We start from the raw sequence: 14,128 nt of genomic DNA, 5'->3' as shown, positions 1-14,128 counted from the left end.
AAAATGCTGCTGCGGTGAAGGAAGAAGCCGCGAAAGTCCGGATCGCACAGGTTCCGGCTGTTCTCTCGGTCTCAGGATAGCCGCTCCATCCGGCGGACAAGCTCAGCCAGCTTGGCAATCCCCTGTTCCAGTCCTGATGGTGAGGCATAGGCGTAAGAAAGGCGCAGATGCCTTGCGTCCGAACGGTCGTACAGATCGCCGGTGTTCAGCAGCAGCCCTTCCGCAAGCGCTGCGCGGAACAGCTTCGGCAGCGGGAGGGACTTGCTCAGACGCAGCCATACATAGAAGCCGCCGGAAGGCTTGCTCCACTCCGCCAGTCCAGCAAAATAACGCTCCAGCAGCTCCAGCATCAGATCACGGCGCTGGCGCAGCATAAGACGCAGGGCGCCTGTATGCCGTTCGTGGCAGCCGTCCTCCAGCCACTTGGCCGCCGCAAGCTGCGAGAGAGAGCTTGCGCCGTAATCCGTTTGCATTTTGATATCCGCGAGACGCCGGATCACCTGCTCGGGCCCGGTCACCCAGCCGATCCGCAGTCCGGGACTGGCGGATTTCGACAGGGTGACCAGATGGAGCACCTGTCCATTCCGGTCGAGCGCTTTGAGCGGCAGCGGCGGCGGCGCATCCAGCCACAGGTCCTGATAGGCGCCATCCTCCAGCACGGGTAGTCCCAGCGCCGCCGTCTTCTCCATCAGTTCCCGCCGCCGCTCCGCGTCCATAAGAATACCGGTCGGGTTATGAAAGGACGGTATCGTATACAGCAGCGCCGCCTTGGCTTGGGCTGCCTGGGCTTCCAGCCCTTCCGTTACGAGACCCCGATCGTCCATGGGCAGGCCGTACAGCTTGACCCCCGCCGACTGGAAAGAATGAATGGAATACAAATAAGAGGGCTTCTCCAATAGAACGGCCGCCCCTTTCGGCAGCAGCCCGAGAGAGATAAGCTGAATGCCCTGAAGCGCCCCGGAGAGGATCAGAATCGAGGACGGCTCCGCCTGAATGCCGGTTCTCCCGAGCTCTTTGCTGACCGCCCGCCGAAGCCTTAGACTGCCGAGCGGCTCCTCATACGCCAGCGGCAGCTCTTCACGGGTCAGCTCCGCGAGAATGGAGCGCATCTGCTCGTCCGGCAGCAACTCGGGGGCGAGCTCCCCGGTTCCGAGCCGAAGCAGCTCCGGCCTAAATTCCAGACGGTTGATCACCTGGACGGCCGGCAAATTGGGATAATGGATGCCTTCCTCCACGTAATCGTTCCAGCTTCCCGCCGTCTTCTGCGTTCCCTCTTTCCCCGCTACCCTTGTGCCTCCTCCTTGTCTTCCTTCAATGAGCCCGAGCGCAGCCAGCTGGCCGAGTGCGGCAACAACCGTACTGCGGTTGACGCCAAGCTGACGGGCCAACTCGCGCTGCGGCGGCAGCTTCATGCCTTCAGGCCAGTCACCGCCGCCGATTTTGGCCCGGAAATATCCGGCAATTTGCGCGTATATCGGCAGCGGCGAGTCCCGGTCCGGACGCCAATCCGCTAAAGAAGCGCTGGCGCTGCGCTGATCGAGGCTGCTGCAAGGCAGCGGTGCCCGGGTCTGCATGAAAAGAACCTCCCTGATTAAAGAATTTACTCGCTTGTTCCGGTAAGTTGACCACAGTATAGCATGATTGACAGCAGATGTTTCATTTGGTTGGGTTGACTGCCCGGCATTTGGATGGTCTCGGAAGGCCGGAAAGGATGTAATATTCGTTAAAGGCCCGCAGCGAACGCGGCGAATTGCCTTGCATAAGGGAGGAAGTTGTTGATGGAAGCGGTCATTCATGGAATGGTATTGGCTATTGGCCTTATTCTGCCGCTTGGAGCGCAGAATATCTTTGTGTTTAACCAAGGGGCGCTGCAACCGCGATACAAAGGGGCGCTTCCCGCTATAATAACGGCGGCGCTGTGCGACACGCTGCTGATCTTCGCAGCCGTAGGGGGAGTGTCCCTGGCTGTACTGTCGCTAACTTGGCTGACGCCTTTCATTTACGGGGCGGGAGTCGTCTTTTTGGCCGTGATGGGCTGGAAAATCCTGCGGGGGAGCCGGGCGGGTGAACGCGCCGTTATTCTCCCTTCAAAAGAGCAGATCGCCTTTGCGCTGTCGGTATCGCTGCTGAATCCGCATGCTCTGATGGATACAGTGGGCGTGATCGGCACAAGCTCCCTGCAGTACGGCGGCGCGGAGCGCTGGGCGTTCGCCGCAGCCGCCGCCGGGGTGTCCTGGCTGTGGTTCATGGCCTTAGCCGCCGCCGGAAGCGCGCTCGGCAAGGCCGACCCCTCCGGCAGGCTGGTTCGGGCGCTGAACATTGCCTCGGCGCTGCTGCTGTGGGCGATGGCCGGATATATGGCCCGGCAGCTGTGGAGCCTGCTTGCGGCTTAACCGCCGATTTGCGACATGCGGCGGCTCGTAGGCGTATGGCTCTGGGCTTTCTTCTCCAGCGCCAGCGCCATTTCGTGGTTATGGGGCTTGCCTCCGAGTGCCTTGCGGAATAAACCGCGGACGGCCTCCGGATCATTCGTCAGCGGCCGCACGTTGTATTCGTCGGACCAGTACAGGCAGGCTTTGATATGGCCGTCTGCCGTAAGGCGCAGCCGGTTGCAGTTGTCGCAGAAATGCTCGCTTACCGGATGAATCAGACCGAATGTGCCTTTAGCGCCGACGACACGGCTGTCTTGGGACGGGCCGTTTCCGGCAGGCGCATGGGCTTTCTCAGTCTCCCATCCGGCTTCGCGGCAGGCTTCGAGCACTCTTTCCAGAGGCAGGTACGACTGCCGCCAGGCGTCGGTCGCGCTGCCGATCGGCATATATTCGATAAACCGCACATTCAGCGGATGATTTAGAGTAAGGGCGATAAAATCCTTGATTTCGTCATCGTTGATGCCCTTCATGAGTACCACATTAAGCTTAATGGGCGAGAGCCCCGCGGCTTGCGCCGCCTCGATTCCTTTCAGCACCTTGGCTACATCGCCGCCGCGCGTAATCATCGAGTAGCGCTCCTGCCGCAGGGAGTCGAGGCTGATATTTACCCTCGAAAGACCGGCTGCCTTGAGCGCCGCCGCTTTGGCGGGCAGCAGCAGGCCGTTGGTGGTAAGTGAAATATCCTCAATGCCCGGAATGGAGGACAGCATGGCGACCAGCCGCTCTAATTCTTTGCGTACCAGCGGCTCACCGCCGGTAAGGCGCACTTTGCGGAGTCCGGCCGGAGCGAGCGCCTTCACGACAGCGGTGATTTCTTCATAGCTCATGATCTCGTCATGCGGCTGGAAATGCATTCCTTCCGCAGGCATACAATAAATACAGCGCAGATTGCAGCGGTCTGTAACCGAAATGCGCATATAATCGTGTACGCGTCCAAAAGGGTCTGTCAGCAGTTCCATAGCGGGATTTTTCCCCTTTCGTCGTTCGGTATAATATTTCAAATTTTAAAGATTATCAGTAATGCCGTCAATGCAGACTCTTTGGCAATTTTTTAAATAGTAGCATAAGGAAGTACAAGAAGAGGAGTAAATTTGACAGGAATGCGACAATTCAACCCAATCGCCATAGAATGCTCACGAAAAGCGTTTTCAACCTGGGCTATAATAAAAATATAAAGCCGTGATAACTTTTCATTATCGAGCCGCAGAATGTGCGGTGACGGATTATTAAAAGGAGGCATTTTGTAAATGACCACAGTGACCGTTCCTCCCCTTAACGTTTCGGAAGCCTTCAACCATTGGCTGGAATGCAGGGGATTGATATACCAGCTGTTTACTGATTTTTTCGGAAGAAGACCGACTCTGTCGCGAATCGCGCAGTGGAGCAGCAACCGGCAAATCGGCGCTGCTGCGGAGATGTCGGAGGGAGGGCGTGAGCTGAAGCGCTACTTGCACAGCCAGAATCCGCATGATCTTCTTAAGGTCTGCGAGAAAGAGGCTGCGGAATACGACCGGTTGATGCGTGACGAAACCGTGATCGGCTTTAAGCCGAGAGAAGCGGCCCTGCTTGGAGAAGCGGAGGAATTCTGCAACGTCATTTCCGATGTGTATGCGTCAGCAGGCATCGTGTTCAAAAAATGCGGCGACGAAGCCGACGATCACATTGCCATCGAGCTGGAGTTTATGGCCGTGCTTCACGATCGTATGCTGTATAACAGCTTTTCCGCCCGAAGCGCGATGGAACAGCTGAGCACCCAGGAGAATTTCCTCAGGGAGCATTTGCTGCTCTGGGTGCCTGAATTCTGCGAAAGATTGAATTCGGCGACCGACAGCCCGCTGTACCGGGGATTATCCCGCATGTTGGAGGAGTTTCTTCCTTATGATCTACATATGCTAGAGTCCTGGAAAGCTTATCTGGAGAGCGCAGCGGCGGCGAGGTAGCGCTGGTCTCTGCCAGCGATAATTTATGAGATGAATGCCTGGAGATTCCGGGCATTTTTTGAGTCGGCCTCAATGCAAGGCCGTGTGCACCAAAATAAAAGCCATCCTCATCGTTAAAGCGAAGGATGGCTTTTTGCCGGTTATGCGGCTGCTGCGGCCCGGACGACAATGCTGAAGCGTATCTGCGTCAAGTACGGCAGCGGGCTCGCCCGCTCTTTGATTTTTATGATGAAAACGCATGGATCAGGTTACAGTTTTGTCGTATTTATAGTTTTTATGTCGATGATGATAGGAAGAAAGTCATCTATCATGTAAAATGTATGATGGTATTCCATAGCTGTTGTGATCAATTGCAGAGGTAGGGTGTCAATGAGAAGAGGAATACAGTCAACGATCATCATAGGAGCTTTGCTCGCCTTTTATTATTTTGGCTTTGGCTTTTTCGGCAGCACCGGCGGCACGATCATCAGTATTTTTTCCACATTGACGGTCGTTTCGATCGGACTTGCCATTTTTATGGAGAACCGCAACCCGTCGACGACGATGGCCTGGATTCTGCTGCTTGCGCTGATTCCGGTGGTGGGACTCGTGTTCTATTTCCTATTCGGGCAAAATGTGTTCAAGCGCCGCAAATACGACAAAAAGGCCCAACGCGACCTGATGGCCTATGAGCGGATTGAGAACGACGCCCTGCGCCTGCATCAGGATTGGTCGATGTTTAACGCCACGCAGCGCAAGCTGCTTGGCCTGTCGCAGCGTCTGGCACGTTCGCCGATCTCTTTCTCTTCGGAGACGCGGGTGCTGACGAATGGCGAGGAGACGTTCGGGACGCTCCTGCTGGAGCTGCGCCAGGCGAAGCACCATATCCACATGGAGTATTATATTTTCCGCGCTGACGAGATCGGGACCAGAATTCAGCAGATTCTCATTGAAAAAGCCCGCGCCGGCGTCAAGGTCCGCTTCATGTATGATGCCGTGGGCAGCATCCAGTTGTCCCGGAGCTTCCTGAAGGCTTTGAGCGACGCGGGGGTGCAGGTGGCGGCGTACGGCAGATCCAAGAGCTTTTTTTCCAGCCGGGTCAACTACCGGAATCACCGCAAAATAGTGGTCATCGACGGCGATGTCGGCTTTATGGGCGGGCTCAACGTGGGGGATGAGTACTTAAGCCGCAGCAAAACATACGGCTTCTGGCGCGACACGCATATGCTTGTGCGGGGCGAGGCGGTGCGGACGATGCAGATTATATTTCTGCTGGACTGGATGCACACCACCGGCGAGCGGATTTTGGAGCAGGATTATTTGTCGCCGCAGCTTCGGTACACCGGGGACGGCGGGGCGGTGCAGATTATCGCGAGCGGCCCGGACAATGAGAGGCAGACGCTCAAAAATATTTTCTTTTCCATGATCACCTCGGCCAAGAAGTCGGTGTGGATCGCCACGCCGTATTTTATCCCCGACGAGGACATCTACACGGCGCTGCAAGTGGCCGCTCTTTCGGGGCTGGATGTGCGCCTGCTGTTCCCCGCCAAGCCGGACAAATGGCTGCCGTTTCTTGCGTCTCATTCCTATTTCCCGGCTCTGCTGGAAGCGGGCGTCAAGATTTTTGAGTATGAAAAAGGGTTTATTCATTCCAAGCTGCTGATCATCGACGGCGAAATCGCCACCATCGGCACGGCCAACATGGATATGCGCAGCTTCCATTTGAACTTCGAAGTGAACGCGCTGCTGCTGCAGACCGAGAGCGTCAAACGCATCGTCTCCGATTTCGAGCGCGATCTGCTGTCCACATCGCAGATTGTCCACGAGAAGTTTATGGACAAGCGGCTGCTGGTGCGGCTGCTGGAATCGGCCGCAAGGCTGATGTCGCCGCTGCTGTAAGGGGATAATCGCCCAAATTGTGCTGGCGTTAAGTTGGCCGAGCCGCCAATTGTGTTATAATATGACCGCGGCAACAAATATATCGAGGAAAGGCCAAGTGCCGAATACAATGAATGACGAAATGAAGACGACAGCCAAGGCTTCGGGCTCCCGTCCGCATCTTCTCGAAGGAAAGACGGGGGAGCGTAAGATCGAGCATGTACGCCTGTGCTTGAATGAAGACGTAGGCGGCAGAGGAGTTACTACAGGTTTTGAACGTTACCGGTTCCGGCACAATGCGCTGCCGGAACTGAACTTTGACGATATAACGCTGGACACATTGTTTCTCGGCCGGAGTCTGCGGACCCCGCTGCTGATCAGCTCGATGACCGGCGGCAGCGCCGCCACCGGAGAGATTAACGCGCGACTCGCCGAGGCGGCCCAGCGGCGGGGCTGGACGCTGGGTGTAGGTTCGATCCGGGCCGCATTGGAGCGCCCGGAGCTTGAATCTACGTTCCGGGTGCGGGAACACGCCCCGGACGTTCCTGTCATCGCGAACCTTGGAGCGGTTCAGCTGTCTTACGGTTTTGATGCAGGCGACTGCCGCCGGGCGGTGGAAATCGCCGAAGCCGATTGGCTGGTGCTGCATCTGAACGGCCTTCAGGAGGTGTTCCAGCCGGAAGGGAACACAGGCTTCGGCTCGCTGCTGCGGAAGATCGAGCAGGTATGCCACAGTCTGGAGGTTCCGGTCGGCGTCAAGGAAGTCGGCTGGGGCATCGACGGCGAGAAGGCGCTTAAGCTGTACGGCGCCGGGGTGTCGTTCATCGACGTGAGCGGAGCGGGTGGAACGTCATGGAGCCAGGTTGAAAAGTTCCGCAGCGCTGATCCGGTGAGGCGCGCCGCCGCCGAGGCGTTTGCGGATTGGGGTATCCCGACCGCTGACTGCATTGCGGACGTGCGCGCCGCTGCTCCTGAAGGCGCATTGATCGGCAGCGGGGGATTACAGAGCGGCGTCGACGCCGCCAAAGCGCTGGCACTCGGCGCGGATCTGGCCGGCTTCGGCCGGAGTCTGCTCGGCCCGGCGGTGGAATCCGAGGCGGCGCTGGAGGCGGCGCTTGAGCAGGCCGAGCTGGAGCTGAGGACGGCGATGTTCGGCATCGGCGTCTCCTCCGTGGGTGCCCTTCGCGGCACGCCGAGGCTTATACGCATTTAGCGCGCGTAGCGGGAGCGCCGGCCGGCTCTTCCGGGTGCGGAGTGCTGTTCATTCCGGCCTCCCAAGCGAAAGGCGAATGTTAATTCAGATGCCCGTAACAAGGGCATGAATACCGAAATAAGGAAGGTCTAATCATGATAAAACTGGTTCAAATGGACGAAGCGACGTTTCAATTTTTCCTCAGTCAATCGACCAGCGACTTTGCCGAGGAGAAGGTAAAATCGGGAGCCTGGGAACCGGATAACGCGCTGAAGCAGTCCAAAGAGGCGATGACGCGCTTTTTGCCCGCCGGACTGAATACCGAAGGCGCTTATCTATACTCGGTCGTCGAGGAAGAGAGCGATACCCCTGTTGGATACATCTGGTTCAACGTTACTGAAGGAAGCCGCGGCCGCGAAGCATTTATTTACGACATTTATATTTTTGAACCGTTTCAGGGCAAAGGTTACGGTAAGCAGGCCATGCAGGCGCTCGACGAAGAGGCCCGCAGCATGAATGTCCGCAAAATCGGACTGCATGTATTCGGCCAGAACCACCGCGCATTCGAGCTGTACAAAAAAATGGGCTACGGCGTAACCGACATTACGATGTCGAAAGAGCTGTAGATGAATGATTGCCGCGATCGGCACCGCCTATAATCGCAGGATGGAACGAAGGATCTCCAAGTGGAGGTCCTTTTTAATGGGCGATCCCGCTGTAAAAAAAGTGCTGGAACTGGCCGGCTCATAGTTTTTGAAGCTGATCCGGTTATTGTCTGTGGTCTGCCATCCAACATTCATGTGCGGCATATTTGCCGCTTGAAATCCGCCTTCATCGCGTGGTGTGGTGCTTGTCCAAGGGAGCAGCGGATGGTATTTTATGAGTGCTTAAATGCGGTGTCCTTTCGGTGAGGACATTTTTAGCGCGGTGTCTTTTAAAAGGTGGACATGGGCAATAGGTTGACACTTCCGCAGCGAGATTCAATATATTGATGGTAGTAATCTAATCTACTCAATATATAGGCGAAATTCTGCATGAACGCTGCTGAGTCACGTATATGTCGATTTGGCGGGAGTGTCCACGCTTTGAAAGACATTTTGCTGATAAGTCTTCGTGGTAAGGACATAAGCTATGATGATTAAGAAGGTTTCGGCGCTGCCAGAATAAAAACACGCTTCTGTGTGAAGGATCTGTCGGCCTGAATGGATGCGGCTAGTCCGTTATTTTGATACGAGGGTTCGTTCCACCGGGTAAAGGTTCGTTATCACAATGTTCAGTCTGCGGATGGAACATCGGCGGAGTATAGCGTTTCCAAAAAAGATTCGTTATCGCAGCATGGAGGCCTGTTGTCCGGTATGAGAGGTCCGTTACTTGAGTGTGTATTTTCGGAAGGTTCATCGTCTGGGTTCGAACGGTTCCTTATTCCGGGCGGGCCGTGTTGTTTCTCGTCTCCCGTAAGTCTCTCCGGTATTGCTGGGGCGTTTGTTCTAATATATAATAGTTTAGATCACTGGGATTATTGGTCAATTAACGGAAAATAGGAGTTGTCATATAAATGGCTTTGAAAGCGGGTATTGTTGGTCTTCCAAATGTCGGAAAATCGACGCTGTTTAACGCAATTACACAGGCGGGCGCGGAGTCGGCTAATTATCCTTTTTGTACGATCGACCCGAATGTCGGGGTAGTGGAAGTGCCGGACGAGCGTCTGGATAAGCTGACCGAGTTGGTTGTGCCGAACAAAACAGTGCCGACCGCATTTGAGTTCGTTGACATTGCCGGACTGGTGCGCGGGGCGAGCAAAGGCGAGGGGCTGGGCAATAAGTTCCTGGCGCATATCCGCGAGGTGGACGCCATTGTCCATGTCGTGCGCTGCTTCGAGGACGAGAATGTGACTCATGTCGACGGAAAAGTAAATCCGATCAGCGACATCCAGACGATTAACCTGGAGCTGATTCTGGCCGATGTAGAGAGCGTGGAGAAGCGGATCGACCGTTCCCGCAAAAACATGAAGGGCGGCAACAAGCAATACGCCCAGGAAGTAGAAGTGTTGGAGCGCGTCAAAGAAGCGCTGTATAACGATATGCCCGCGAGAAGCGTGGAGCTGTCAGATGAAGAACTGCTGATTGTGCGCGATCTCCATCTGCTGACCCTGAAGCCGGTGCTGTACGCGGCTAATGTGGGCGAGGATGAGGTTGCAACGGCGGAAGAGAATCCGTACGTGAAGCAGGTGCGCGAATTCGCCGCCGCCGAGAACGCCGAGGTGGTGCCGATCAGCGCGAAGGTGGAGGCGGAAATCGCCGAGCTGGAAGGCGACGACAAGGTGATGTTCCTCGAAGAGCTTGGCCTCGCGGAGTCAGGCCTCAACCGTCTGATCAAAGCGGCTTACAAGCTGCTTGGTCTGTATACGTACTTTACGGCGGGCGTGCAGGAGGTTCGCGCCTGGACCATCCGCAAAGGAACGAAAGCGCCGGGCGCGGCGGGCGTGATTCACTCTGATTTCGAGCGCGGTTTTATCCGGGCGGAAGTAGTGGCCTATGACGATCTGGTCGCCGCCGGTTCTATGAATGGAGCCAAAGAAAAAGGCCAGCTGCGTCTCGAAGGCAAGGATTATGTCGTGCAGGACGGCGACGTTATGCATTTCCGGTTTAACGTATAAAGCTTGTCGGTTATAATGTTTGCCTCTGACGGGCGGAGAACCTTCGCGGATGGAGCGAAGCTATCTTCTGGCGGGAGCGGACGAAGGCCATTTCGCGGGGATATTGTCATTAACGCGGAATGGCTTTTTTTACGATTTGGGACCCTGCCTTGGGGTGCGGGCATGAAGAGGACGTAATGTAGCCAAATCGGCAGATTCGTGATATAATATAAAGTCGTGTATACCCTTTACGGTTATAAGGTATAGACGTTTTTTTTACCATAAAACTCTACAATGCATCAGACCTTAAATTTGTAAACCTTAATTAGGAGAGGTGAATTCCCTTGTTGGACCGATTGCAATCTCTGGCGGACCGCTATGAGAAACTCAGTGAACTGCTTTGCGATCCGGATGTTGCAAGCGATAGTAAGAAACTGAGGGACTATTCCAAAGAACAATCCGATCTGCAGCCCGCCTATGAGGCTTATACCGAATATAAAAATGTAATGGAAGAACTGGGCGCCGCCAAAGCGATGCTCGGCGAGAAGCTCGACGACGAAATGCGCGAAATGGTGAAGATGGAAATCGAGGAATTGTCGAAACGGCAGACCGAGCTTGAGGAGACAATCCGCATCCTGCTGCTGCCGAAGGACCCGAACGACGACAAGAACGTCATTGTGGAAATTCGGGGGGCTGCTGGCGGTGACGAAGCGGCACTGTTCGCATCCGACCTGTACCGTATGTACACCCGTTTTGCGGATACCCAAGGCTGGCGCGTGGAACTGATGGACGCCAACACGAATGACCTGGGCGGCTTCAAAGAGGTTATCTTTATGATTAACGGCCGGGGCGCTTACAGCAAAATGAAGTACGAGAGCGGCGCGCACCGCGTGCAGCGCATCCCGACAACGGAATCCGGCGGACGGATTCATACCTCCACCTCCACTGTGGCGGTAATGCCCGAAGCTGAAGAAATCGACATCGAAATTCTTGACAAGGATATCCGCGTGGATACGTTCTGTTCCAGCGGCGCGGGCGGCCAGTCGGTCAATACGACCAAGTCCGCTGTGCGCGTAACGCATATTCCTACGGGAATCGTGGCGACCTGTCAGGACGGCAAGTCGCAGAACTCCAACAAGGAGAAGGCTCTTCAAGTGCTGCGCGCCCGCATCTCCGACATGATGCGTCAGGAAGAAGAAGCCAAGTACGCTGGCGAACGGAAGAGCAAGGTCGGCACCGGTGACCGCAGTGAACGCATCCGGACCTATAACTTCCCGCAGAGCCGGGTGACCGATCACCGGATCGGCCTGACCCTGCACCGTCTGGATTCGGTCATGAACGGTGAGATTGAAGAGATTATTTCGGCGCTCTCCATTGCGGAGCAGGCCGAGCTGATGGAAAAAGGAGAATAATGCTTTGAAACGGAGCGACTATGTTATGCCGCAGGTGCAAAGCATCCGGGAAGCCTTTGCGGAGGCTTCTTCTTTTTTGAGCGGCCTTGGCGTCAGCGAGCCGCAGCGTAGCGCCCAGCTTCTGCTGGAGCATGTGCTGGGATTATCCGGCGCCGCATACTATATGGCTATGGCCGACCCCTTTCCTGCGGATAAGCGGGAGAAGTGGGAGACCGCCGTGACCCGTAGGGGAAGCGGCGAGCCGGTGCAGTACATTACCGGGGAGCAGGAGTTCTACGGCCGTTCCTTCGAGGTAACGCCGGATGTGCTGATCCCCCGGCCGGAGACGGAACTGCTCGTCGAAGCCGTGCTGCGGTATGCGGCGGAGCTGTGGCCGCAGGGAGCGGCGGAGCATGAAGGTGAACGTGCCGCAGGCGTGAGCGGAGCAGGTGAGCCGGGCGGAGCGACGGGCGGTGTGAGTGAGCGGGCAGCGGGCGTGAGCGGTGCAGGTGAGCCGGGTGGAGCGACGGGCGGTGTGAGTGAGCGGGCAGTGGGCGTGAGCGGTGCAGGTGAGACGGGCGGAGCGACGGGCGGTGTGAGTAAGCGGGCAGCGGACGTGAGCGGTGCAGGTGAGCCGGGCGGAGCGACGGGCGATGCAGGCGAACGGGCAGCGGGCGTGAGCGGTGCAGGTGAGCCGGGCGGAACGACGGGCGATGCGGGCGAGCGGGCAGCGAGCGCGAGCGATGCGGGTGAGCCGGGCGAAACGACGGGCGATGCGGGCGAGCGGGCAGCAGGTGGCGAATACGCTGCGGCGCGCCCGGGGCGCCGCCTGACCGCGATCGACATCGGCGCGGGCAGCGGCGCGATCTCCGTCACGCTGGCGGCCGAAGCGCCGGCGTGGCGGGTGCTCGCCGGCGACATCTCGCCGGCGGCCCTGGCCGTGGCCGGCCACAACGCGGAGCGTCTCGGCGCGGCGGTGGAGCTGCGGCTCGGCGACTTGCTCGAGCCGTTCAAGGGCGTGGAGACGGATATTCTCGTCTCCAACCCGCCCTATATTCCCGGCGGAGACATCGCCGGGCTGCAGCGCGAAGTGCGCGACCATGAGCCGCGCACCGCGCTAGACGGCGGCGAGGACGGGCTTGACCCGTACCGCCGCATGATGGAGCAGCTGCCGCTGCTCCCGGCTACGCCGCGCCTCGTCGGCTTCGAGCTCGGGCTCGGGCAGGCGGAGCAGGTGGCCGCCTTGCTGGCGGCGGCCGGGCATTGGAACGAGATCGTGACCATACCCGATCTCGCGGGAATTCCGCGCCATGTGATCGGCATTGCGCGATAAGCGGTCATGGGGGCGGATATAGGCCAGCCGCCGGCTGTCCATCCAAGCATCCTTGCGATGATTGGATTTCTTTTGCCGATCCCATTACAATGTTAAAAGAGGGGGCTAACTGCCCCTAAACTCCGCTGTACAGGCCGAACACACTGCAAGGAGGCAGGAAATGCTGCAAAAGCTAAAAAAAATTGACGGGGTCATCGTCTTTATTCTAATCTCGCTTATGGTCATCTGCATTATGTCGATATACAGCGTCACTCACGGCCGGAGTACCGATGGTTTTCAGATCCAAATGCTTAGATACTACATCCTTGGATTTGTCGCTTTTTTCGGCCTGGCGTTCCTGGATTATCGGCTGCTGGTCAAATACGGAATTTATATCTACCTTTTCGGAATCGGAGTGCTGATTCTGGTCAGCTTTATCGGCACATCCCACAACGGGGCGCAAGGTTGGCTTGGAATAGGCCAGCTGAGCATTCAGCCGGCTGAATTGTTTAAACTGATCCTGATTCTGTTTCTGGCGTCCGTACTAGTGCTGAAGAACAAGCAGAAGCTGCGGTTTTGGCGCGATGTGATCCCTCTTGGCCTGTTGACGCTCCTTCCATTCGGTATAGTGATTTCCCAGAACGACTTGGGCAACGCATTGAGCTACATTATCATTTTGTTCGGCTTGCTATGGATCGGCAATATTAAATTTACCCATGCCCTTATCGGTATTCTGTTGATTGCCGCAACGACGGTGGGCGGAATTTGGAGTTATACTCATTATCACGACCAATCCGTGGCTTTTATTGAAAAGGTGATCGGCAGGGAGCATCTGGTAAGCCGTTTCGATCCTTGGCTTATGCCTGAACTCGCTTCATCCGATGCCAGCTATCAAACTAAAAATGCAATGCTGGCCATTGCTTCAGGAGGCATGAGCGGCGAAGGGTATTTGAAAGGAAGTACCGTTCAGGCCAATCGGGTGCCTTACACATATGCCGATTCGATATTTGTTCAGATTGCCGAGGAGTTCGGCTTTGTGGGTTCCGCCGTCCTGCTGCTCTTATACTTTATACTGATCCATCGGATGATTCTGATCGCGCTAGAATGCAAGGACAGAGGCGGACCGTTCCTTATCGTCGGCGTCGTTGCCATGATGCTATACCAGATTTTTGAGAATATCGGAGCTTTTATCGGACTTATGCCGCTGACCGGCATTACGCTGCCTTTTATCAGCTACGGCGGCACCTCGCTGTTGATCAATATGGCGAGTATCGGGCTTGTGATGAGCGTGAAGCTGCACGGGCAAGAGGAAGAAGAAGATTTGCCAAAGGCGTCTTATTCGGCACCGGCCAAACAAGGATGAGGCGTG

General features: G+C 56.5%; 10 protein-coding genes and 2 pseudogenes. 10 read left to right on the top strand and 2 right to left on the bottom strand.

The window, feature by feature from the left end:
- Positions 1-71: 71 nt before the first annotated feature.
- Complete coding sequence (locus VK70_RS20535; protein WP_082210249.1) at positions 72-1,574, bottom strand: aminotransferase-like domain-containing protein; 1,503 nt, start codon at positions 1,572-1,574, stop codon at positions 72-74.
- 201 nt (positions 1,575-1,775) lie between these two features.
- Between VK70_RS20535 and VK70_RS20530 the strand changes: the two genes are divergently transcribed.
- Positions 1,776-2,393, top strand: a complete 618-nt coding sequence (locus VK70_RS20530) for a LysE/ArgO family amino acid transporter (RefSeq protein WP_025695979.1) — start codon at positions 1,776-1,778, stop codon at positions 2,391-2,393.
- Here the strand turns inward: VK70_RS20530 and moaA are convergent.
- A complete protein-coding gene (gene moaA, locus VK70_RS20525) occupies positions 2,390-3,391 on the bottom strand; it encodes a GTP 3',8-cyclase MoaA (protein WP_046723678.1) in 1,002 nt (333 codons plus the stop codon). The two genes, VK70_RS20530 and moaA, sit on opposite strands and share 4 nt — an antisense overlap.
- Before the next feature lie 288 nt (positions 3,392-3,679).
- Here moaA and VK70_RS20520 point away from each other — a divergent pair, with 288 nt between their 5' ends.
- The 9 genes and pseudogenes from VK70_RS20520 to VK70_RS20485 all read left to right on the top strand — a co-directional run bounded on the left by VK70_RS20520 (position 3,680) and on the right by VK70_RS20485 (position 14,122).
- The gene (locus VK70_RS20520; protein WP_025695242.1) at positions 3,680-4,372 is read left to right on the top strand and encodes a TorD/DmsD family molecular chaperone; all 693 of its coding nucleotides are present in this window, start codon (positions 3,680-3,682) and stop codon (positions 4,370-4,372) included.
- A 369-nt stretch (positions 4,373-4,741) separates the two neighbouring features.
- Positions 4,742-6,250, top strand: coding sequence for a cardiolipin synthase (cls, locus tag VK70_RS20515; protein ID WP_025695241.1), 1,509 nt, complete (start codon positions 4,742-4,744; stop codon positions 6,248-6,250).
- Positions 6,251-6,371: 121 nt separating this feature from the next.
- On the top strand, positions 6,372-7,442 hold the full coding sequence (gene fni, locus VK70_RS20510; protein WP_046724444.1) for a type 2 isopentenyl-diphosphate Delta-isomerase: 1,071 nt from the start codon (positions 6,372-6,374) through the stop codon (positions 7,440-7,442).
- A gap of 134 nt (positions 7,443-7,576) precedes the next feature.
- Entirely contained in the window at positions 7,577-8,047 is a 471-nt protein-coding gene (locus tag VK70_RS20505; RefSeq protein ID WP_025700591.1) for a GNAT family N-acetyltransferase, read from the top strand.
- A gap of 929 nt (positions 8,048-8,976) precedes the next feature.
- Positions 8,977-10,077, top strand: coding sequence for a redox-regulated ATPase YchF (gene ychF / locus VK70_RS20500; RefSeq protein WP_025700588.1), 1,101 nt, complete (start codon positions 8,977-8,979; stop codon positions 10,075-10,077).
- Between the two features lie 323 nt (positions 10,078-10,400).
- Entirely contained in the window at positions 10,401-11,468 is a 1,068-nt protein-coding gene (prfA, locus tag VK70_RS20495) for a peptide chain release factor 1 (protein WP_025700586.1), read from the top strand.
- 25 nt (positions 11,469-11,493) lie between these two features.
- Positions 11,494-11,718 (top strand): annotated as a pseudogene (locus VK70_RS29590) (protein-(glutamine-N5) methyltransferase, release factor-specific); the annotation flags it as partial.
- Positions 11,719-12,282: 564 nt separating this feature from the next.
- A pseudogene (locus VK70_RS27410) lies at positions 12,283-12,780 on the top strand (N5-glutamine methyltransferase family protein); the annotation flags it as partial.
- Positions 12,781-12,940: 160 nt separating this feature from the next.
- Positions 12,941-14,122, top strand: a complete 1,182-nt coding sequence (locus tag VK70_RS20485) for an FtsW/RodA/SpoVE family cell cycle protein (protein ID WP_046723676.1) — start codon at positions 12,941-12,943, stop codon at positions 14,120-14,122.
- Positions 14,123-14,128 lie beyond the last annotated feature (6 nt).

Origin of the sequence: Paenibacillus durus ATCC 35681 (assembly GCF_000993825.1) — a bacterium.
GTDB classification, from domain to species: Bacteria; Bacillota; Bacilli; order Paenibacillales; family Paenibacillaceae; genus Paenibacillus_AQ; species Paenibacillus_AQ durus_B.
Note: the sequence above shows the minus strand (reverse complement) of the source record. Positions and strands in the feature narration are given on the sequence as shown.

Excerpts from the sequence above, each read along its gene's own strand:
- VK70_RS20535 (WP_082210249.1), bottom strand. The coding sequence starts at position 1,574 with ATGCAGACCCGGGCACCGCTGCCTTGCAGCAGCCTCGATCAGCGCAGC.
- moaA (WP_046723678.1), bottom strand. The coding sequence starts at position 3,391 with ATGGAACTGCTGACAGACCCTTTTGGACGCGTACACGATTATATGCGC.
- VK70_RS20520 (WP_025695242.1), top strand. The coding sequence starts at position 3,680 with ATGACCACAGTGACCGTTCCTCCCCTTAACGTTTCGGAAGCCTTCAAC.
- cls (WP_025695241.1), top strand. The coding sequence starts at position 4,742 with ATGAGAAGAGGAATACAGTCAACGATCATCATAGGAGCTTTGCTCGCC.
- fni (WP_046724444.1), top strand. The coding sequence starts at position 6,372 with ATGAAGACGACAGCCAAGGCTTCGGGCTCCCGTCCGCATCTTCTCGAA.
- VK70_RS20505 (WP_025700591.1), top strand. The coding sequence starts at position 7,577 with ATGATAAAACTGGTTCAAATGGACGAAGCGACGTTTCAATTTTTCCTC.
- ychF (WP_025700588.1), top strand. The coding sequence starts at position 8,977 with ATGGCTTTGAAAGCGGGTATTGTTGGTCTTCCAAATGTCGGAAAATCG.
- VK70_RS20485 (WP_046723676.1), top strand. The coding sequence starts at position 12,941 with ATGCTGCAAAAGCTAAAAAAAATTGACGGGGTCATCGTCTTTATTCTA.